Below are 17357 nucleotides of genomic sequence, written 5' to 3'. Positions count from 1 at the left end.
TGAAATCTAATCAACCGGCAAAGGCCTCACAAGGACTGTTCCGCCGAATCACCCTCGGTGATCATCCGGCCCGCCGGTCGGCCAGCTGCACTACGTTCGGCGAACGTTCGACCCGCACCCGGCCGCTCGACGCGACCAGGTAACCGACTCCGCGCACCGTCTGGATCACGTCCGCCGCGTCACCGAGCTTCTGCCGCACCCGCCGCACGTGCACGTCGACGGTGCGGGCGCCACCGTAGTTGTCGTTGACGCCCCACACCGCGGCCAGCAGCTCACGGCGGCGGTGCACGCGGTCGGGGTGCCCGCAGAGGTGGTGCAGCAGCTCGAACTCGAGCCTGGTGAGCTCGACGGGCTCGTCGCGCAGCAGGACCTGACGGGTGTCCGGCAGGATCCTGACCTCGGCGTCCTCGACCACGGCCGCCGTCTGCACCAAGCCCGCGTCCTTCAACGCGCCGAGCAGCCTGACGGCGACTTCCTCGTCGTCGGTGTCGATGGTGATGCTGAATCGCATGACGGTTTTCCCTCAGGACTTCGGCAGGCCGACGGGGTTGAGTTCCGAGGTCGGCACGGCCTCGTCGGACAGACCCCAGCGCTTGAGCACCTCGGCGTACTTGCCGTTGGCGATCAGCTGGTTCAGCGCCTCCTGGACCGGTGCGATGAGACCGTTGTCCTTCTTGGTGGTCACCGCGATCTTGCCCTGGACGGACGCGCCACCGGAGAAGTTCCCGATCACCTCGGTCTGGCCGGAGGTCGCCGCGTGGTAGGCGGAGGTGGGGTTCGGACCGAGGTAGGCGTCGATGCGGCCGGACTGCAGGGCGAGGTAGTAGTCCGAGGAGTTCTGGAAGTACTTGATGTCCGTGGCCTTCAGGCCGGCGGCGACGTTCTGGGTGCTCCAGTCGACGAGGATCTTCTCCTGGTTGGTGCCGGACGTGACGGCGATGACCTTGCCCGCGACGTCCTTGGGCTCCTTCACCTTCCAGGTGCCGCCCTTCTTCGCCTCGAACGCCAGCGTGTCCAGCCGGTAGGTCGCGAAGTCGTACTTCTCCTTGCGCGCCTCGGTCACCGTGATGTTCGACAGTCCGACGTCGAAGCTGCCGCTGTCCAGGCCGACGAACAGGTTCTCCCAGGACGCCACCTCCAGGCGCGGCTTGAGCCCGAGCACGCCGGCCACCAGGACGGCTACGTCGGTCTCGACGCCGATCACGGTCTTGTCGTCGGTCGCGTAGAAGCGCAGAGGTGGTGCTGTGCCCGCGGATCCGCCGATGACCAGCTCGCCCTTCGCCCGGAACTTCTCCGGCACCTTCGCGGCGATCTTGTCGTCCTTGGCGGCAGTGACGCGGTTCTGGTCCGGGCCGAGATTGACGTTGAGACCAGCGGGCTCGCTCTCGGCCGTTCCGCAGGCGGCCAGGACGAGGGCCAGAGCGGCGAGAAGTGGTTTGCGCACAACGAACTCCTTCTAGAGAACCTTGGAGAGGAACGCGCGGGTGCGTTCGTGGGCCGGGTTGTCGAGCACCTCGGCGGGCGTTCCCCGCTCGACGATCACGCCCTGGTCGATGAACACGATCCGGTCGGCCACCTCGCGGGCGAAGCCGATCTCGTGCGTGACCACGATCATCGTGGTGCCGGAGCGGGCGAGGTCGCGGAGCACGTCCAGCACCTCGCCGACGAGCTCCGGGTCGAGCGCGGAGGTCGGCTCGTCGAACAGCACGACTTTCGGTTGGGTGGCAAGGGCTCGCGCGATCGCGACGCGTTGCTGCTGGCCGCCGGACAGCTGGCGCGGGTAGGCGTCTTCCCTGTCCGCCAGGCCGACGCGGGCGAGGAACCGCCGCGCGTCCTGGATCGGTGCGACCTCGGCGATGTTCTCCAGCGCGGTGAGGTGCGGGAACAGGTTGAAGTTCTGGAACACGAACCCGATGTGCCTGCGCTGCTTGAGGATCTCGCGTTCCTTGAGCTCGTGCAACTTGCCCTTGTGATGCCGGTAGCCGACCAGGTCGCCGTCGATGCTGATGAACCCGCGGTCGACCTTCTCCAGGTGGTTGATGGTGCGCAGCAACGTCGACTTGCCCGAGCCGGACGGCCCGAGCACCACCACGACCTCGCCGGCCGCGACGTCGAGCGACACCCCGCGCAGCACCTCGTTCTCACCGAAGCTCTTGTGCACGCCCAGAATCTCGATCACCGGCGGTCTCCCCGGGCGAAGTAGCGCTCGACGTAGTGCTGGCCGATCGAGAGCAGCGTGGTCAGGATGATGTACCAGACGGTGGCGACCATCAGCAGCGCGACGACCCGCGCGTTGCGGCCGTAGATCACCTGGACCTGGTAGAACAGCTCGCCGATCGCCATCACCGACACCACCGACGTGCCCTTGAAGAGGCTGATCACCTCGTTCGCGGCGTTGGGCAGAATGGCGCGCATCGCCTGGGGCAGCACGATTCTGCGGAACTGCCTTACGCGCGGAATGCCCAGCGCGGCGGCGGCTTCCAGCTGGCCGCGGTCGACCGAGATCACGCCGGAACGAACGATCTCCGCGGCGTAGGCGGCCTGGTGCAGCGCGAGTCCCAGCACGGCGGCGCCCATCGGGCTGATCAGCTCGACGGTCTCGAAGCTGACGAACTCCGGCCCGAACGGGATGCCGAGGCTGAGCCGTTGGTAGAGATAGGAGATGTTGAACCAGAACAGCAGCTGCACGATCAACGGGATCGACCGGAACGCCCAGATGTAGGTCCAGCCGACAGCCTGCAGGAACCGGCTCTTCGAGAGCCTGAGGACCGCGACCACGATGCCCAGCGCGAACCCCAGCACCGTGCCGAGCACGGTCAGCACGATCGTGGTGCCGACCGCGGTGATGATCGACCGGGCGGTGAAGTAGCGGGCGAACGTCGGCCAGTCCCAGGCGGGATTGGTGACCAGGCCGTGGACGAACTGCGCCACGAGCACCAGCACGGCGACGACGCCGACCCACCGCCACGGGTGGCGCGCGGCGACCACCGGTAACGAGGCGAGCTGCGTGTCCTTTGTGGACGGTTGAGCGAGGGTGCCAGAAGACATGGCGGGTCCTTGTCGGGGCAGGCGGGAGAGGGTGGAGGATCAACCGGTACAGGCGGTGCTCGACACGCGCCCGTGGTCGATGTGCCTGCGGGAGGACAGGAACGAGGCGAAGCAGGCCATTCCTGTCCTCCCTTCCCTGCGCTCGGCTGAGAGCACTTGCGGAACGCGGCTCACGTTAAGGACCGCACGATTGCCCGAGCAAGGACGTCCACGTGGTGAACAACTATCGGAGACCGAGATGATCCCGCAGCGTAAGACCGCTGTAGTCCTCCCGGAACACGCCGCGCTCCTGCAGCAGCGGCACCACGGTGTCGGCGAACTCGTCCAGGCCGCCGGGCGTCACGTGCGGCACGAGGATGAACCCGTCCGCCGCGTCCTGCTGCACCAGGTCGTTGATCTGCATGGCGACGGTGTCCGCCGAGCCGATGAACGACTGCCGCGCGCTCACGTCGATCACCAGGTCGCGGATCGAGAGGTTCTTGGCCGCGGCCCTCTCCCGCCACTCCTTGACCGTCGCCGCCGGGTCCTTGAACATCCGCACGCTCGCGCGGCCCTTCGCGATGGTGTTCTCGCCGGTCAGCGGCTCTTCCTCGGGCAGAGGGCCGTCCGGGTCGTAGCCGCTGAGGTCGCGGTTCCACACCTGTTCCAGGAACCGGATGGCGGTCGCGCCGCTCACCTGCTGCCTCCTGACGACCGCCGCTTTCTCCTGGGCGTCCGCGTCGGTGTCGCCGAGGATGAAGGTGGCGGCGGGCAGGATCACGAGCTGGTCCGGGGTCCGCCCGTACTTCCCCAGGCGTCCCTTGACGTCCTGGTAGAACTGCCGGCCCGCGTCGAGCGTGCTGTAGCGGGAGAAGATCGCGTCGGCGGTGGCGGCGGCGAACTCCCTGCCCTCGGGGGAATCGCCCGCCTGCAGTATCACCGGACGGCCCTGCGGTGAATGCGGGACTCCGAAGGTGCCGCTGATGTCGAAGTGCTCGTCCTGGTGCTCGAACCGGCCCACGCCGGTGTCGAAGAGCTTCCACGCGGTGCGCAGGAACGACTCCGCGCGGGAGTACCGGTCCTCCTGCTTGAGAAACCCGCCCCTGCGGAAGTTCTCGCCGGTGAAGGCGTCCCACGAGGTGACGACGTTCCACGCGGCGCGGCCCTCGGACAGGTGGTCGAGCGAGGCGAACTGCCTGGCCACCTCGTAGGGTTCGTTGAACGTCGAGTTGATCGTGCCCGCGAGCCCCAGGCGTTCGGTCACGGCGGCCAGCGCGGCGAGCACGGTGAACGTGTCCGGCCGGCCGACGACGTCGAGGTCGTAGATCTGGCCGCCCTGTTCGCGCAGCCTGAGTCCCTCGGCGAGGAAGAAGAAGTCGAACTTGGCGCGTTCCGCCGTCTGTGCCAAGTGGACGAACGACTCGAACTCGATGTGGCTGCCTGCCTGGGGATCGCTCCAGACCGTGGTGTTGTTCACGCCGGGGAAGTGCGCGGCGAGGTGGATCTGCTTGGTCATCGCACTCCTAGGCGTACTGGTTGGCGGGCTTCGCGAGGCCGAGGTGGCCACGCAGGGTTCGGTGCTCGTAAGCGGCGCGGAACAGGCCGCGCTCGCGCAGCTCCGGGACGAGGCCGCGGGTGATCTCGTGCAGGTCGGCGTGGATGCGGAACCCGGCGAAGCCCTGCTCCTGCCACTCGCGCAACTGATCGATCTCGGGTACGCCGGTGACGTCGCGGAACACGAGCTTGTCCGACACCTTCGGATCCTGGGCGAACACGATGTCCGCGAACCCGGCCTGGGTGGCGGCGATCGGCGGGTGTCCCTGCGGCGGGCGAGGCGTGATCGAGGGCCCGCGCACGCTGAACCAGCGGCCTTCGAAGTCGATGTAGTGCAGTTTCTCCCGGTCGACGAACCGGCCGGTGGCGACGTCGCGGATCTCGGCGTCGTCCTCCCAGCTGTCCCACAGCCGCCGCAGCACCTCGGCGTAGTCCTTCGCCTCCTCCCAGAGGTCGTCCAGGACCTCGCGACGCCCGAAGTGCCTGGCGTGCAACGGATACGGCGCCGTGTCGAGCTGCACGCCCGCACGTCCCCGGCTCACGTGGTCGAGCGTCGCGATCGCCTTGGACAGGTGGAACGGCTCGGTGTGCGTGACGACCGCTGTCGGGACGAGGCCGATGTTCGTGGTGAGCGGCGCGACGCGGGCGGCCGTCAGCACCGCGTCGAGGCCGGGTTCGCCGCCCAGCGAGTCGTCGAACGTGACGAAGTCGAGCGTCGCCTCCTCGGCCTCGCGCACTCGGTCGACCCAGTGCTTCGCGGTGAACGCCTCGTCTCCGGTCGCTTGGAGTGCGACTGCCAGGTGCAGTGGTGACCCCACCGGTCCCCCTCTCCTCGGGTCTTCGCATTCTGTGCGGGCTTCGAGGGCGCCCGCTGGCGCGGCCACAGGGTGGGAAAGGTCGCCGGGACGGGAATATTCGGCGGTGTTGCCTTGACGTGAGCGTCAAGGTTTAGCGTTTCGGTCATGAGGATCGGCGAACTGGCCAAGCGAGCCGGCACCACCACGCGTGCGCTGCGCTTCTACGAGTCCCAGGGGCTCCTGGAGGCGCAACGCACGTCGAACGGCTACCGCGAGTACTCCGAGCACGACCTGCGACTGGTTCGCGAGATCCAGTCGCTGCAGGCGGTCGGGCTCTCGCTGGAGGACGCGCGACCGTTCGTGGCGTGCCTGCGCGCGGGTCACGAGTCCGGCGACTCGTGCCCTGACTCGCGGGCGGTCTACCGGCGCAAGCTCGCCGAGGTGGACGCGTGCCTGGAGCGGCTCCAGGGCGTCCGGGAGTTCCTGCTGGCCAGACTCGCCTTCCAAGATCCGTGCCTCGTGCCCGAACCCAAGGAGTTCCTGTGCAGCTGACCGACGCCACGTTCGCGGACCAGACGCGGACCGGCACCGTGCTCGTCGAGTTCTGGGCGCAGTGGTGCGGGCCGTGCCACATGCTCTCGCCCATCCTCGACCAGATCGACAGCGAGCGCGACGACCTGACCGTTCTGAAGATCAACGCGGACGAGAACACCGCCACCGCACGCGACTACCAGGTGATGTCGTTGCCGACGATGTTGCTGTTCCGCGACGGCGTGCCGATCCGGCAGATCGTGGGAGCGCGTCCTAAGTCGCGCCTGCTTGCCGAATTGGATGACGCGCTCAGCGCGTGAGCCGCCTAAATTGAGGCCATGCTCGGTCTCGAACTCGTAGTGGTGCTGGGTGTGTGCATCCTGGCGAGCAGCGTCGCGTCAGGACGGTTGCGCCTCGCCGCCCCGGTGTTGCTGGTCTTCTGCGGTGCCTTGCTCGGCTTCGTGCCGGCCCTGGAGTCGGTCAGCCTCCCGCCGGAGGCGATGCTGCTGATCTTCCTGCCGGCGCTGCTGTACTGGGAGAGCCTCAACACCTCGCTGCGCGAGATTCGCAGCAACCTCCGCCCGATCGTGCTGCTCAGCACGCTGCTGGTGCTGGCCACGGCAGCGGCGGTGGCGGCCGTCGCCCACGCGCTGGGCCTCGAATGGGGCCCGGCGTGGGTGCTCGGCGCGGCCCTGGCGCCCACCGACGCGACCGCTGTCTCGGCCATCGCCCGCGGCATGCCGCGCCGCACGACGACGATCCTGCGCGCGGAGTCGCTGATCAACGACGGCACGGCGCTCGTGATCTACGCGATCGCCGTCGCCATCACGACCGGCGAACAGCATTTCAGCACCGGCATGGTCGGGCTGCAATTGCTGCTGTCGTACGCGGGCGGCGCGGCGGCGGGTCTCGCGATCGCGTGGCTCGCGGTGCAGGTGCGCAAGCGGCTCGACAACCCGATCCACGAGACCGTCGTCAGCATCCTCACGCCGTTCGCCGCGTTCCTGCTGGCCGAACTCGTGCACGGGTCCGGCGTGATCGCCGTGGTCACCTGTGGGTTGACTTTGGCTCGGGTCGGGCCTCGGATCGTGCCCGCCGACACCCGGCAGGTCAGCTACGCGTTCTGGGGCATCGCGACGTTCGTCCTCAACGGCGCCCTGTTCGTCCTGATCGGACTCCAGGCGCACAGCGCGATCCGGTCGCTAGACGGTTCCCAGATCTGGAAGTCGTTCGGGGCGATCGGGCTGGTGGCGCTGACCGTGGCCGGGACCAGGTTGTTGTGGGGCTACACAACGCCTTACATCATTCGAGCGATCGACCGCCGTCCCCAGCAACGACTCAGGCGCGTGGGTGCGCGGCAACGGCTCGTGTCGTCCGCGGCCGGGTTCCGCGGCGCCGTGTCGCTGGCGGCAGCTTTGGCGGTACCGACAACGGTGGTCGGTGGCGCGCCTTTCCCGTTCCGCGAGGAGATCATCCTGATCACGACCGGCGTGGTCGTGCTGACGCTGGTCGTGCAGTCGCTGATGCTGCCGTCGATCATCCGGTTCTCGCGGCTGCCCGAGGACACGGCGCTGGACGAGGAACTGCGCCTGGCCTCGGCGACGGCGTCCGAGGAGGCCTACGAAGCACTCCCCTCGCTCGCCGACAAGGTGGGCGTCTCGGACGTCGTCTACAAGCGGGTGCTCGCCGAGTACGAACACCACCTCGAGGTCAGGCGCGCCAAGGAGGCCGGTGACGAGGAGGTGGCGCAGTCCGAACTCGAGTACACGGCCCTGCGACTGGAGCTGATCGCGCACAAGCGGGCGACGGTGGTGCGGCTGCGCGACGAGGCGGCCATCGACGACATCGTGCTGCGGACCGTGCAGCGGCGGCTCGACATCGAGGAAGTCCGGCTGGCGCGGCGGGAGATCGAGGAGGACTGACCCAGGCGTCAAGACACGGTTGGGAGACCGGGCAGGCTGGCCGGCCGGGACGGGCACGTCAGGGTTGGAGTGGCGGGCGACGGTCGCGCACCGGGCTGACCGACTCGAGTCGTTCGGCCAGTGCGAGGAGGTCGTTGTCGGCCCACCAGGTGCCCACGAGCTGGACACCGATGGGCAGGCCGCCCGCGGTCGTCCCGAACGGCAGCGAGACGGCGGGCAGGCCGGTGAGGTTGAACGGCACTGTCGCCCGCATGACGTTGCGGGCCGGCACTTTCTCCCCGCCGACGACGTAACTCGATTGCGCGTGCGGCGGCGCCGGGATCGTCACCACCGGGCAGACGAGCACGTCGTAGGCCTGGAACCAGTGCGTGAACACCGACCTCAGTTGTTCCGCCTCGCTTTCGGCAGCGACGTAGTCGGCGATCGTGACGTCGGGTGCCTGGAGCGTCCGCGCGATCACCGGGTGCAGCTCCGCCTCCCGCCCGGCCGTGATGCCGCGCAGGTACGGCAGCATCTCAGCGGTGTACAGCGTCGCCGAGATCCGCGTGCAGTCGTGCTCGGCGAGCCACGGGACGCCGACCTGCTCGACCTGGAGACCGAGGTCGGACAGAGCCACGGCCGCCGACGCCACCGCATCGGCCACTTCCGGGTCGATCGGGCCGAACGCGTCGGTGGTCCAGCCGATCCGGGCGGGCCCACCGGGCCGGGCGGCGGACAGGGCGGCCGCGTAGGGGTCCCGCCCGTCGGGGCCTTCCACCAGCGACAGCGCCAGCCGCAGATCGCGCACGCTGCGCGCCATCGGGCCGACATGCCACCAACGCCGCAGCGCGTGCGGGAAATGACCGGTGCACGGCACCCGCCCGTGGGTGGGTTTGATCGAGGCGATGCCGGTGTAGTGAGCCGGTCCGCGCACGGAGATCGCGACATCACTGCCCAGGCCGAGCGGCGACAGACCCGCCGCGATGGCCGCGGACTCGCCTCCACTGGAGCCGCCGGGGGTGCGCTCGGGGTCGTAGGGGTTGAGCGACCGGCCGGCGACCAGGTTGTCGGTCTCGGTCCAGTACGACATCTCCGGCAGGTTGGTCTTCGCCAACGGGATTGCGCCCGCGGCCCGCAGCCGCGCCACGGCGGTGGCGTCGGCGTCCGGGACGTGATCGGCGAACAACGACGATCCCCGCGTGGTCCGCACACCTTCGGTGTCGAACGAGTCCTTGATCGTGAACGGCACGCCACCCAGCGGCCCGGAGCGCGGGCGAGCGGCAGCGGCGAGGGCCTGCTCGCCCAGCACGGTGACGAACGCGTTGACCCGCTCGCCCAGCGCCTCGATGCGATCCAGATGCGCCTGCACGACCTCGACCGCGGTGACCTCGCCGACGGCTATGAGACGCGCCAGTTCGGTCGCGTCGAGCCAGACCAAATCCGCAGTGTCCATCGTCGACGATCGTAATGATGGGAGCCAGCACCCATCGCGGGCGGCGCCCCGAGCCGCGCACCGCGGCGGCGAGACCGTGACCGCTGCACGCACCCCAGGTGGCGCACGACCAACACACTCATCTGCCGGCGCATGTCATCACGTCAGCCGCTGAAGCGCTCATGCCGATGTGCGAGTAACGGCTGAAGCTTCCGCTACGGCCGCCCCGCCTCCCTCCGGACTTGCGTTAGTCCACGGCGACGCCCGGTGGGATCAAGCCGAAGATGGTCGCGGTCGAGCCAGCGCCCTTGCGGTTGATCGGGCCGCCGGCGAGGACCCACGCACCAGTGGTCGGCAGCTTGCGCAAGTTCGCCAGGATCTCCAGGCTGATCCGGCGGCGCTGGTACACCAGCTTGGACACGGTGTACGTCTCCTCGGTGCCGACGTCCGGGCTGAACGTGTCGGTGCCGGTGCCACCGCGGCGTCCGAGCCGCCCGGTGTCGATCAGCCACTTCACCGCCGGGATCGAGAATCCGGGCTGGTGCAGCACGCCATCGGCGTCGAGGTTCGGGTACGCCGGCGTGCCCCACTTCGCGTCCCAGCCGGTCCAGAGCACGACCATCGAGCCGTTGGGGATGCGGCCGTGTTTGCGCTCCCACGCCTTGATGTCGTCGATCGTGACGGCGTAATCGGCGTTCGCGGCCGCCTTGTCACGGATGTCGATCTTCACCGCGGGCAGGAACAGATCCGCCGGGTCCATGTCGTCGGCGAGCGCCTCACCGGTGTTGAAGTGTCCCGGCGCGCCCCAGTGCGTGCCGGTGTGCTCGCCCTCGCGGACGAACTGGAGGTAGTAGCCGTCGTCGGGGATCGTCGCGATGGTCTCCAGGGTGAACGCGGGATCGCCGGGGAACACGTTGGTCGTCGCCGGGTCGTTGACGTGCGACAGGTTGACCAGGTTCAGCTGATCCAGCCGGACGGGCGGGGTCGCGGCCTGTACGGACCGGGCGGGCAACGACAGCGCGCCGAACAGCCCCGCCACCCCGGCGGCGAGCACCCTTCGTCTCTGTGGCATGCGATCACCTTCCGTAGAAGCCGCGCCGTCGTGCGGCGGCATCCACGGTGATATCACTCGGAAGGGCGGCGGCGTAAGGACTCGTGAGCGTTCTGGGCGGTGCAACGCTCACGAGATGGAGGGATTTGGAAGTCCCTCCACGCCAGCACAGATCCTCGACCACCTGCGCAAGGGTCTTGTGGGCTGATTGTCCGGCGCGCTGGCCGGGGGCGGCGTCGAGGTGCCGGAGAAGTTCAACACCCGGAAGCGACCAGCAAGGCAGAAAGGAACGAGTGGCAGTGATCGCGCGCACCACGACCCCAACCCTGCTCGCGGTGCGCGCCATCCCGACGACGAGTCGACGTCCACCGGCGGCATCCTCGCCCAGTACGCCTCGCTCGGCACCCACGACACGAAGAGCAGAAGGCCCCGGATCGCTCATTGCACGGTCCCCGTAGATGCCCTCTCATGCCGCTGACAGTCCTCGGTCCGCTACGCTGTCGATCTCGTGAACTGGTTGGCCGCGTTGCTCACCTTGGCCGGAACTGTGGTCGGCGCCTCGATCACGTTGACTGCCGAGCGGATGCGGTGGCGGCGCGACCAACGCGAGCGCCACCTCGAAGCCCGCCGCGACTCTTACGCCGGATACCTGGCCGCGCTCCACACCACCAGCGAAAGCATCCGCGCAGTATCTCTCGACGAGCACGACGCCGATGTCAGAAGATCATCTGCCGCTCGCGCGGCATTCAGCACTGCCAACCTCAACGCGGCCCGCGAGCAGATTGTCCTGCTGGCTCCAGCGAGTGTCGTGAGAGCCGCTGACAAGACCTTCACGACGTTGCGCTCGCTACACGACATTGTCGCGCAAGGCGGCGACCTGGATTCACCGAACTACCGAGAAACCCTTTCTGTGTACCAACATGCTCTCAAGGACCTTCGCAAAGTCATGCGGGAGGACCTCGGAACCCCATCACTCGTGGACGACGTCACCTTCTGATCGTCCGCACATGCCGCTGATCACGTTGCTCGAGCTCGCTCATACCGATGAACACGGTGACCAGCAGGAGGAAACACCTCGACGGTCAGGGCGGCCTGCGGATGGCGTCCGGCATGGCAGGCCACCGTCGGCGAGCACGGGATCAGTCGGCCGCGGTCAGGGTTCGAAGCTGAGCGAACGACTGGTCGATGGCCTCGCGCAGCTCCAGGTCGCCGGCGGCGTCGACCCATCGCCGGAAGGCGACCCGGTACACCGCGGAGCCGATTTCGGCGGCCAGGTCGGCCTCGGCGTCGCCGATACCCCGCCGTCGAAGTCCGTCGGCGAGTGCGGCCGTCATCTGGGCGAGCTTGATCAGTTCGCGTTCCCGGAGATCGGCGTTGGCCATGATCACCGTGTGTCGCATCAGGGCGAGTTCGCGGTCGTGTCCGATGGTGTCGGCCACCGCGTCGAGCGCGGCCGCGACGAGCTCCAGCGCTGACGCCGTGGCGGGCGCTTCCTCCAGCGCGGCCAGCGACTTCTCCTCCAGTTCGGCCGCGGCGTCGAAGAGGACCTCGCGTTTGTCGGCGAAGTGGCGGAAGAAGGTGCGGGCGGTCACGCCGGCCCGTTCGGCGATGTCGTTCACCATGGTCTGGTCGAAGCCGCGTTCGAGGTACAGGTTCAGTGCCGCCTCGCGCAGCCGGCTCCCGGCTCCCGGCTCCCATCGTCCCATCCTGCGAGTTTAGTGCGATCGTCCGCGAACTCGCACAGTGATGTCAGCTGATGACATCAGTCGTGGTACGGTGATGTCATCAACTGACATCACTGCGGAGGGGTGCTCACCATGACGACGGCGAAGCGCATCCAGTACCACCGGTACGGCGGTCCCGAGGTGCTGCGACTGGAGGACTTCCGGCCGGCGCGACCCGGTCCCGGCGAGGTGCTGATCCGCGTGAAGGCAGCGGCCGCGAACCCGATGGACCGGAAGATCCGCAACGGCGAGATGAAGATGCTGACCGGCTGGAAGTTCCCACGCGGCCTGGGACACGACTTCGCGGGCGTCGTGGTGGCAGTCGGCGACGGCGTCACTCGGCTCGGCGTCGGCGACGAAGTGCTCGGCGGGACCGGCTTGAAGGCGGCGGGAGCGTTCGCCGAAATGGTTGTCGCCGAAGAAAAAGCAGTCGTGACGAAGCCTCCGAACCTCTCCTGGGAGGAGGCCGCCGCGATTCCCGTGGTCGGGCTCACCGCGTTCCAGGCCTTGGTCAACACCGGCGAACTGCAGGCCGGGCAAGCGGTGTTCATCCACGGCTGCCTCGGCGGAGTCGGCCGCTCCGCCGCACAGATCGCCTTGGCACGCGGCGCTTCCGTGGGAGGCAGCTGCCGCGACACCGCCGCGCACGATGCACGCGGCCTCGGAATAAATCCGATCGTCGACTTCGACTTCGACGCGACGAAGCTCGCGAAGCGGTTCGACATCGTGCTCGACACCGCCGGCACGCTGCCGATCGGCGCGGCACAGGCGTTGCTCAAGCCGGGTGGCCGCATCATCGACATCAACCCCACGCCGGCGAAGTTCGCGAGAAGCGCCCTGCCGGGACCGTATCGGGTGCTGGTCGGAAAGCCGCCGTGGCAGACCTCGATGCGGTCGCGCAGGCTGCCGCGCAGGGGGTGTTGCGGTTGCCGGTTGCGCGCAGCGTGCCGCTCGGCGAGGCGATCGCGGCGCTCACGGAGCTTGAACGCACACCCAAGGGCGGAAAGCTCGTCATCACGACCGAGTGACCATCACCCGAGTCCCATGAGGACGTCCCGCGCCGACCCGGCCGGAAAGTGACGACACCACCGATCACCCCGAAGGGACCGACCATGTCACCAACCACCGCCTCGACGCCCACGTTCATGGTGTTCGCGACCCTCCGCGACGACACCGACTTCACGGAGTTCGCCGCGCTGCGAGAGGACGAGCACAAGCAACTGGAGGTGCTGCGCCGAGAGGGGCGGATCGGCGCCCACTACGTTTCCACCGCCCGGCGGGCGACGTTCATCGAGGTCGTCGCCGCCGATGAGGCACAGGTCGCGGAGACGCTGGCGACCCTGCCGTTCGCCCGATTCTTCGATGCCGAGGTCTACCCGACCACTCCCCCGGATCCCGCGGAGGTCGCCCATCGCGCGCGATCGTGAGCCGGGAATCCGCCGCTTTCACTGATGGGAGAACGACATGGCAACGCTCAACCGCAGGAAATTCCCGCTCGGCAAGGTGCTCATCTCGTTGTCCGCGGCGGGAACCCTGGTCGGCTCGTACGTCGCCGACTGGAACGAGACGCACATCCACAATCCGACGTGGCCACCCCACGCCAAGTTCCACAACGCCCAGACCATGAGCATGGGCGCCGCGTTGTCCCTGACGGCCCTGTACCAGTTGTGGAAACCGGGCCGGTCGCGTGAGTCGCTGAACAGCGCGGCGGTCATCGCCAGCCTGTACGGGCTCACCCAGCTCACCGCCGTGTTCTATCCGGGTACCGCCAGCGTCGACCCGCCCCGCGAAGACAACTGGCCGCAACTCAAGTACACGCTGCCCAGCCTCGGGCTGATCCTGCTCGGCTACTGGACCGAACGCCACCGAATCACCCGAGAACGACGGCGCGGCGCCAACTGAGACGGTCTCCTGAGACAGCCCATACCCTTGGAGGGTGTCGACACAGGACAGCCATGTTCGCCTTTTCGCAGGCATTGCCCCTTCTGGCGAACCGGTCTACGAGGTAGTCCCGGCCGTGCGAACCTCCCAGACCGAGTACGAGATCCTCGGCAGTCCAGGCCTCGCAACCGGTTGTGCCGCAGGTGATCGCGTCCGCGTCCTCGACGACGGGACGTTCGAGATCGTGACAAGAGGCGGCAACGTGTGCGTCGTGATCTATCCCCGCACGCCGCCGGACGACAGCGCGGTCACGTCGCTGCGGGACGCCTTCGAGAAGCTCTCAGGGCAGGTCGAGGCACCGCAGGACAAGCGGTTCATCGTGGTGACAGTGCCTGTCGGCGCTGGGTTCCCGGTGATCGAGTCCGTTGTCGTCGAATGGACGTCCAGCAACAACGCGGAGTGGTACTACGGCAACGTCTACGACGAGGACGACCGTCCACTCGGCTGGTGGGAGACCGGGGGACGAATTCGCTAGAACGTCCCCCGATCTCTCCCACGACTACCGGTACCAGGCGCGAACGCCCATGCGTCCCGTGCTGCCAAGATCGATGTGGATGCTCCGCTGCGGCAACACGGCGATCAACGGTTGCTGAACGGCACCCGGAGCGGTCGCCAGTTCGACGTGCTTGGCGACCTGCGGCGGCTCCAGCGACGTGTTCGTGTTGCGCCACACGAACGCGCTGGCGGCAGTCTCCCCCGGCTGCACGGTGATCGGCTGCGGCGGGTCGTTGAAACCGGGGAGGATCGTGATGCCGCCGGTCCCTTCGAGGATCGCGACGTCCAGCGGCTGCTGCTCCCCGTCGAACAGGCTCACCTGCGGATACCCGTTGAGCTGCAACGCTTCCGCACCGCAGTTGGCGACCTCGACGGACATCACGCGCAACCCCGACGCCGCCTCGGTGTAGTTCGAGGTGAACCGCACTCCCGCAGCGCAGCCGGGATCCTCCGACGCTTGCACGGCCGGGCCGCTCGCGACCAGGCCGGCCAGAACGGCTGTTGTGGCAAGAACTTTGCCCCCATGTCTCATGCACCCGAGGATGCCACCGGCAGGGGTCGTTGGGGCGAAACCTTCACAAGACCTCCACGAGAATGATCGAGTCCGTTGTGGAGTGATCCATCAGGTCAGTCGGTGTCGGTGCTGGGTCGGGACGCGCAACTGGTCACCGATGTGGCGCGGGTCCTGGGTGGGCCCGATCTGCGCATACGACAGACTGGCCACCATGAACCAGACCGCCCGGGAGTTCGTGCGGTTGCGAGCCATCATCGAGCGGCGGTTGCCCGAGACCGCGCCTTTCCGGCCCGGCGCGACCGAGCACGATCTCGAACGGCTCGCCGCCGCGACCGGGCTTGTTCTACCGTCCGAGCTGTGTGCACTGCTGCGCACGTCGGCCGGCCAGGACGACCCCGACCAGCTCTACGGTCCGCTCAACTTCCACCACTTCCTGACCATCGACGAAATCATCGAGATGCACCACATGCTGACCGACGCGGTCGGCGACATGGCCGAGCCCGTCGAGCAACCCGCCCACTACAGGTGGACCGTGTGGTCGCGGTCCTGGCCACCGTTCCTCGCGTTCCAGGGCGACTGCTACCTCCTGGACCTGGATCCCGGCGATCGGGGCACCGCCGGACAAGTCGTGTTCCGTCCCAACGTGCCCGACCTGGACGCCCCGAAAGCGCCGTCGCTCGCCGCGTTCCTCGCTCGTGCCGCCGACCTCATCGAAACCGGCCAGGCCTACGCAGAAGGCCTACGCAGAAGAGAGCACGCTCGTTCTCCTCGACCTGAGCTGAACCGACCCGTGTCAGAAGCCGGGGAACACGCGACGCAGGTCGTCGAGCGTGACGCTGCCCTCGACGGTGACGCCGTTGTCGTGCGGTGCCTTGAGGCGGCCGCTGACCAGGCGGATGAACGCTTCCTGCGGTCCGTTGAACGTCGCGGAAGGTGACTCGAGGTGATCCACCACGGTGACCGCGTCGTCGATCACCAGGCCCGCGCCGGGGATCGCGACGGACACCGGGGCCGCGAGTTCGGCCGGCTTCGCGAGGAAGCCCAGCAGGAAGCCCATGGGCCCTGTCAGGAGGTCGACGAGCACCGCGGCCGAGTCGGCGTTCACTGCGGCGTTCGGGTCGAAGGCGGCGCGCACGTCCCACGTGTGGTTGGCCACCTCGTTGAGCCGCATGCCCAGGGCGGTCAGCAGCGGGACCGGCTCCGGCAGGAAGCCTAGGTCGACAGTTAGCGACGAGCGCTGCTCGGGCGTGAGCGCCTCGACCATGTCGAGCCAGCGGCCGTTGTGCTCAAGGAAACCCTCGGCCTGAGCCTGCGGCGCGGACCCGTCCCAGCGCGCCCAGATCGTCTGGTTGTCCTCGGCCTCCACGGTTTCTCCGGCGGCTCGGGCGATCGGCGCGCGGCCGATCTCCGCGCCGCTGCCGAGGTGGGACAGGACCTGGGCGACGGTCCACTCCGCCGCGCCGCTGGTGGAGGCCAGCTGTTGGTCGGTGAAGGTGCGGACTAGACCGGCGAGCATGTCGTGCTCGGCGCGCAGGGCGGTGATCGTGCGGTCCACGAGTTGGGTCATGCCATCCCCAACTCCCGAACCCGCGCATGTGTTCCGCTGATCAACGCCAAGTTGGCTCGGCGTCGCGAAAGCTGGGCCCTGGTGGGAGAAGTGGGAAGTTCGCTGTTCACATTCATCGGGTATGCACCCAAGTCTGTGCGTCAACCGACCCGCCTGTCCGCTCAGCCGGTGAATTCGTTGACGCCGAGCGCGAAGTCCCAGTGGCCGACGCCGTTGCCGGCGAGGCCCATCGTGACCAGGCCCATTCCTTCCAGCCAGTGCGCCATTTTCAGGCCGCCGACGTCCAGCGGGCGCAGCCCGAGGCTCTCGATGAACGCCGCCACGCCTGCCTTGGCCTGCGCGCTGTCGCCGGCGATGAAGACGTTGGGCCGGCCCTTCTCCAGGACGTTGCGGAAGATGGTGTTGAACGCCTTCACGACGCTGGCGCCGGCCGGGGCCACCTTGGCGGCTTCCTGGGCGATCGAGGTCTCCTCGCGGTGAGCCAGTCCGTCGAACGTGGCGTTGAAGGGGTTGCTGATGTCGACGATGACCTTGCCCGCGAGGGCGTCCCCGTACTCGGCGACGACCGGGACGACCCCGTCGGACAACAAGGCCGTGATGACGATGTCCCCGGCCGGGACGGCGCCCCACTTGCCCGGCGTCGCGCCGCCGCCCAGAGTCTTGGCCAGGTCGTCGGCCTTGGACTGATCGCGTCCCATGACCTCGACGGTGTTGCCGCCCGTCACCGCGAGCGTGCCGATGGCACGGGCCATGTTCCCCGTACCGATGAGGGTGATGCTGCTCATGAGAGTGCTCTCTTCCTGTTGTCAGGGTTCGTGGATGC

The 17357-nt window shown here is 68.1% G+C and carries 20 protein-coding genes and 1 pseudogene; 9 read left to right on the top strand and 12 right to left on the bottom strand.

Annotation, left to right across the window (positions count from 1 at the left end; all coding sequences use genetic code 11):
• Window positions 1-61: 61 nt before the first annotated feature.
• The 6 genes from ABZ345_RS00450 to ABZ345_RS00425 all read right to left on the bottom strand — a co-directional run bounded on the left by ABZ345_RS00450 (window position 62) and on the right by ABZ345_RS00425 (window position 5399).
• The gene (locus ABZ345_RS00450; RefSeq protein WP_359841390.1) at window positions 62-511 is read right to left on the bottom strand and encodes a winged helix-turn-helix domain-containing protein; all 450 of its coding nucleotides are present in this window, start codon (window positions 509-511) and stop codon (window positions 62-64) included.
• A gap of 12 nt (window positions 512-523) precedes the next feature.
• The gene (locus tag ABZ345_RS00445) at window positions 524-1444 is read right to left on the bottom strand and encodes an ABC transporter substrate-binding protein (protein WP_359841388.1); all 921 of its coding nucleotides are present in this window, start codon (window positions 1442-1444) and stop codon (window positions 524-526) included.
• A gap of 12 nt (window positions 1445-1456) precedes the next feature.
• Window positions 1457-2179 (bottom strand): amino acid ABC transporter ATP-binding protein, encoded by a 723-nt coding sequence (locus ABZ345_RS00440; RefSeq protein WP_359841386.1) that lies wholly within the window; start codon window positions 2177-2179, stop codon window positions 1457-1459.
• Window positions 2176-3048, bottom strand: coding sequence for an amino acid ABC transporter permease (locus ABZ345_RS00435; RefSeq protein WP_359841384.1), 873 nt, complete (start codon window positions 3046-3048; stop codon window positions 2176-2178). The genes ABZ345_RS00440 and ABZ345_RS00435 overlap by 4 nt, the downstream gene beginning before the upstream one ends.
• 223 nt (window positions 3049-3271) lie before the next feature.
• The gene (locus ABZ345_RS00430; RefSeq protein ID WP_359841382.1) at window positions 3272-4543 is read right to left on the bottom strand and encodes an LLM class flavin-dependent oxidoreductase; all 1272 of its coding nucleotides are present in this window, start codon (window positions 4541-4543) and stop codon (window positions 3272-3274) included.
• 7 nt (window positions 4544-4550) lie between these two features.
• A complete protein-coding gene (locus ABZ345_RS00425) occupies window positions 4551-5399 on the bottom strand; it encodes an LLM class flavin-dependent oxidoreductase (RefSeq protein WP_359841380.1) in 849 nt (282 codons plus the stop codon).
• 144 nt (window positions 5400-5543) lie between these two features.
• Between ABZ345_RS00425 and ABZ345_RS00420 the strand changes: the two genes are divergently transcribed.
• Genes ABZ345_RS00420 through ABZ345_RS00410 form a run of 3 tightly spaced genes read left to right on the top strand, consistent with a single transcriptional unit; the run spans window position 5544 to window position 7831 of the window.
• A complete protein-coding gene (locus tag ABZ345_RS00420) occupies window positions 5544-5930 on the top strand; it encodes a MerR family transcriptional regulator (protein ID WP_359841378.1) in 387 nt (128 codons plus the stop codon).
• The gene (trxA, locus tag ABZ345_RS00415; RefSeq protein WP_359841376.1) at window positions 5921-6229 is read left to right on the top strand and encodes a thioredoxin; all 309 of its coding nucleotides are present in this window, start codon (window positions 5921-5923) and stop codon (window positions 6227-6229) included. Before ABZ345_RS00420 ends, trxA begins: the two co-directional genes overlap by 10 nt.
• A gap of 18 nt (window positions 6230-6247) precedes the next feature.
• Window positions 6248-7831, top strand: a complete 1584-nt coding sequence (locus tag ABZ345_RS00410; protein ID WP_359841374.1) for a Na+/H+ antiporter — start codon at window positions 6248-6250, stop codon at window positions 7829-7831.
• 58 nt (window positions 7832-7889) lie between these two features.
• Here the strand turns inward: ABZ345_RS00410 and ABZ345_RS00405 are convergent, their stop codons facing one another.
• Together ABZ345_RS00405 and ABZ345_RS00400 are read right to left on the bottom strand one after the other, a co-directional pair.
• Entirely contained in the window at window positions 7890-9263 is a 1374-nt protein-coding gene (locus ABZ345_RS00405) for an amidase (protein WP_359841372.1), read from the bottom strand.
• Between the two features lie 226 nt (window positions 9264-9489).
• Entirely contained in the window at window positions 9490-10314 is an 825-nt protein-coding gene (locus ABZ345_RS00400; protein WP_359841370.1) for a cyclase family protein, read from the bottom strand.
• Window positions 10315-10801: 487 nt separating this feature from the next.
• Here ABZ345_RS00400 and ABZ345_RS00395 point away from each other — a divergent pair, with 487 nt between their 5' ends.
• The gene (locus ABZ345_RS00395; RefSeq protein WP_359841368.1) at window positions 10802-11290 is read left to right on the top strand and encodes a hypothetical protein; all 489 of its coding nucleotides are present in this window, start codon (window positions 10802-10804) and stop codon (window positions 11288-11290) included.
• A gap of 142 nt (window positions 11291-11432) precedes the next feature.
• Here the strand turns inward: ABZ345_RS00395 and ABZ345_RS00390 are convergent, their stop codons facing one another.
• The gene (locus ABZ345_RS00390) at window positions 11433-11999 is read right to left on the bottom strand and encodes a TetR family transcriptional regulator (RefSeq protein ID WP_359841366.1); all 567 of its coding nucleotides are present in this window, start codon (window positions 11997-11999) and stop codon (window positions 11433-11435) included.
• A 111-nt stretch (window positions 12000-12110) separates the two neighbouring features.
• Between ABZ345_RS00390 and ABZ345_RS00385 the strand changes: the two genes are divergently transcribed.
• From ABZ345_RS00385 to ABZ345_RS00370, 4 genes are read left to right on the top strand one after another with little or no spacing between them, the layout of a single operon-like run.
• Window positions 12111-13097, top strand: coding sequence for an NADP-dependent oxidoreductase (locus tag ABZ345_RS00385; protein WP_359841364.1), 987 nt, complete (start codon window positions 12111-12113; stop codon window positions 13095-13097).
• A 32-nt stretch (window positions 13098-13129) separates the two neighbouring features.
• Complete coding sequence (locus ABZ345_RS00380) at window positions 13130-13444, top strand: muconolactone Delta-isomerase family protein (protein WP_359841362.1); 315 nt, start codon at window positions 13130-13132, stop codon at window positions 13442-13444.
• Between the two features lie 37 nt (window positions 13445-13481).
• Window positions 13482-13919, top strand: a complete 438-nt coding sequence (locus ABZ345_RS00375; RefSeq protein WP_359841360.1) for a DUF6640 family protein — start codon at window positions 13482-13484, stop codon at window positions 13917-13919.
• A gap of 34 nt (window positions 13920-13953) precedes the next feature.
• A complete protein-coding gene (locus ABZ345_RS00370; protein ID WP_359841358.1) occupies window positions 13954-14433 on the top strand; it encodes a DUF4265 domain-containing protein in 480 nt (159 codons plus the stop codon).
• Window positions 14434-14457: 24 nt separating this feature from the next.
• Here the strand turns inward: ABZ345_RS00370 and ABZ345_RS00365 are convergent, their stop codons facing one another.
• Window positions 14458-14985, bottom strand: coding sequence for a DUF4232 domain-containing protein (locus ABZ345_RS00365; RefSeq protein ID WP_359841356.1), 528 nt, complete (start codon window positions 14983-14985; stop codon window positions 14458-14460).
• On the opposite strand from ABZ345_RS00365, the pseudogene ABZ345_RS00360 reads away from it, so the two are divergent.
• Window positions 14984-15652 (top strand): annotated as a pseudogene (locus tag ABZ345_RS00360) (SMI1/KNR4 family protein); the annotation flags it as partial. The gene ABZ345_RS00365 and the pseudogene ABZ345_RS00360 sit on opposite strands and share 2 nt — an antisense overlap.
• 108 nt (window positions 15653-15760) lie before the next feature.
• Here ABZ345_RS00360 and ABZ345_RS00355 read toward each other — a convergent pair.
• Window positions 15761-16534, bottom strand: a complete 774-nt coding sequence (locus ABZ345_RS00355) for a maleylpyruvate isomerase family mycothiol-dependent enzyme (protein ID WP_359841354.1) — start codon at window positions 16532-16534, stop codon at window positions 15761-15763.
• Between the two features lie 161 nt (window positions 16535-16695).
• Window positions 16696-17319: an NAD(P)-binding domain-containing protein gene (locus ABZ345_RS00350; RefSeq protein WP_359841352.1), complete on the bottom strand. Its 624-nt coding sequence runs from the start codon at window positions 17317-17319 to the stop codon at window positions 16696-16698.
• Window positions 17320-17357 lie beyond the last annotated feature (38 nt).

The organism is Lentzea sp. NPDC005914 (assembly GCF_040629405.1).
Taxonomy (GTDB): Bacteria; Actinomycetota; Actinomycetes; order Mycobacteriales; family Pseudonocardiaceae; genus Lentzea.
The sequence above is the reverse complement of the archived record's forward strand: the minus strand, read 5'-3'. Positions and strand labels throughout refer to the sequence as shown.

Coding starts and splice junctions, on each gene's coding strand:
- ABZ345_RS00390 (WP_359841366.1), bottom strand. CDS start 11,999: ATGGGACGATGGGAGCCGGGAGCCGGGAGCCGGCTGCGCGAGGCGGCA.
- ABZ345_RS00420 (WP_359841378.1), top strand. CDS start 5,544: ATGAGGATCGGCGAACTGGCCAAGCGAGCCGGCACCACCACGCGTGCG.
- ABZ345_RS00380 (WP_359841362.1), top strand. CDS start 13,130: ATGTCACCAACCACCGCCTCGACGCCCACGTTCATGGTGTTCGCGACC.
- ABZ345_RS00355 (WP_359841354.1), bottom strand. CDS start 16,534: ATGACCCAACTCGTGGACCGCACGATCACCGCCCTGCGCGCCGAGCAC.
- ABZ345_RS00410 (WP_359841374.1), top strand. CDS start 6,248: ATGCTCGGTCTCGAACTCGTAGTGGTGCTGGGTGTGTGCATCCTGGCG.
- ABZ345_RS00450 (WP_359841390.1), bottom strand. CDS start 511: ATGCGATTCAGCATCACCATCGACACCGACGACGAGGAAGTCGCCGTC.
- ABZ345_RS00365 (WP_359841356.1), bottom strand. CDS start 14,985: ATGAGACATGGGGGCAAAGTTCTTGCCACAACAGCCGTTCTGGCCGGC.
- ABZ345_RS00405 (WP_359841372.1), bottom strand. CDS start 9,263: ATGGACACTGCGGATTTGGTCTGGCTCGACGCGACCGAACTGGCGCGT.
- ABZ345_RS00430 (WP_359841382.1), bottom strand. CDS start 4,543: ATGACCAAGCAGATCCACCTCGCCGCGCACTTCCCCGGCGTGAACAAC.
- ABZ345_RS00350 (WP_359841352.1), bottom strand. CDS start 17,319: ATGAGCAGCATCACCCTCATCGGTACGGGGAACATGGCCCGTGCCATC.
- ABZ345_RS00385 (WP_359841364.1), top strand. CDS start 12,111: ATGACGACGGCGAAGCGCATCCAGTACCACCGGTACGGCGGTCCCGAG.
- ABZ345_RS00435 (WP_359841384.1), bottom strand. CDS start 3,048: ATGTCTTCTGGCACCCTCGCTCAACCGTCCACAAAGGACACGCAGCTC.
- ABZ345_RS00400 (WP_359841370.1), bottom strand. CDS start 10,314: ATGCCACAGAGACGAAGGGTGCTCGCCGCCGGGGTGGCGGGGCTGTTC.
- ABZ345_RS00375 (WP_359841360.1), top strand. CDS start 13,482: ATGGCAACGCTCAACCGCAGGAAATTCCCGCTCGGCAAGGTGCTCATC.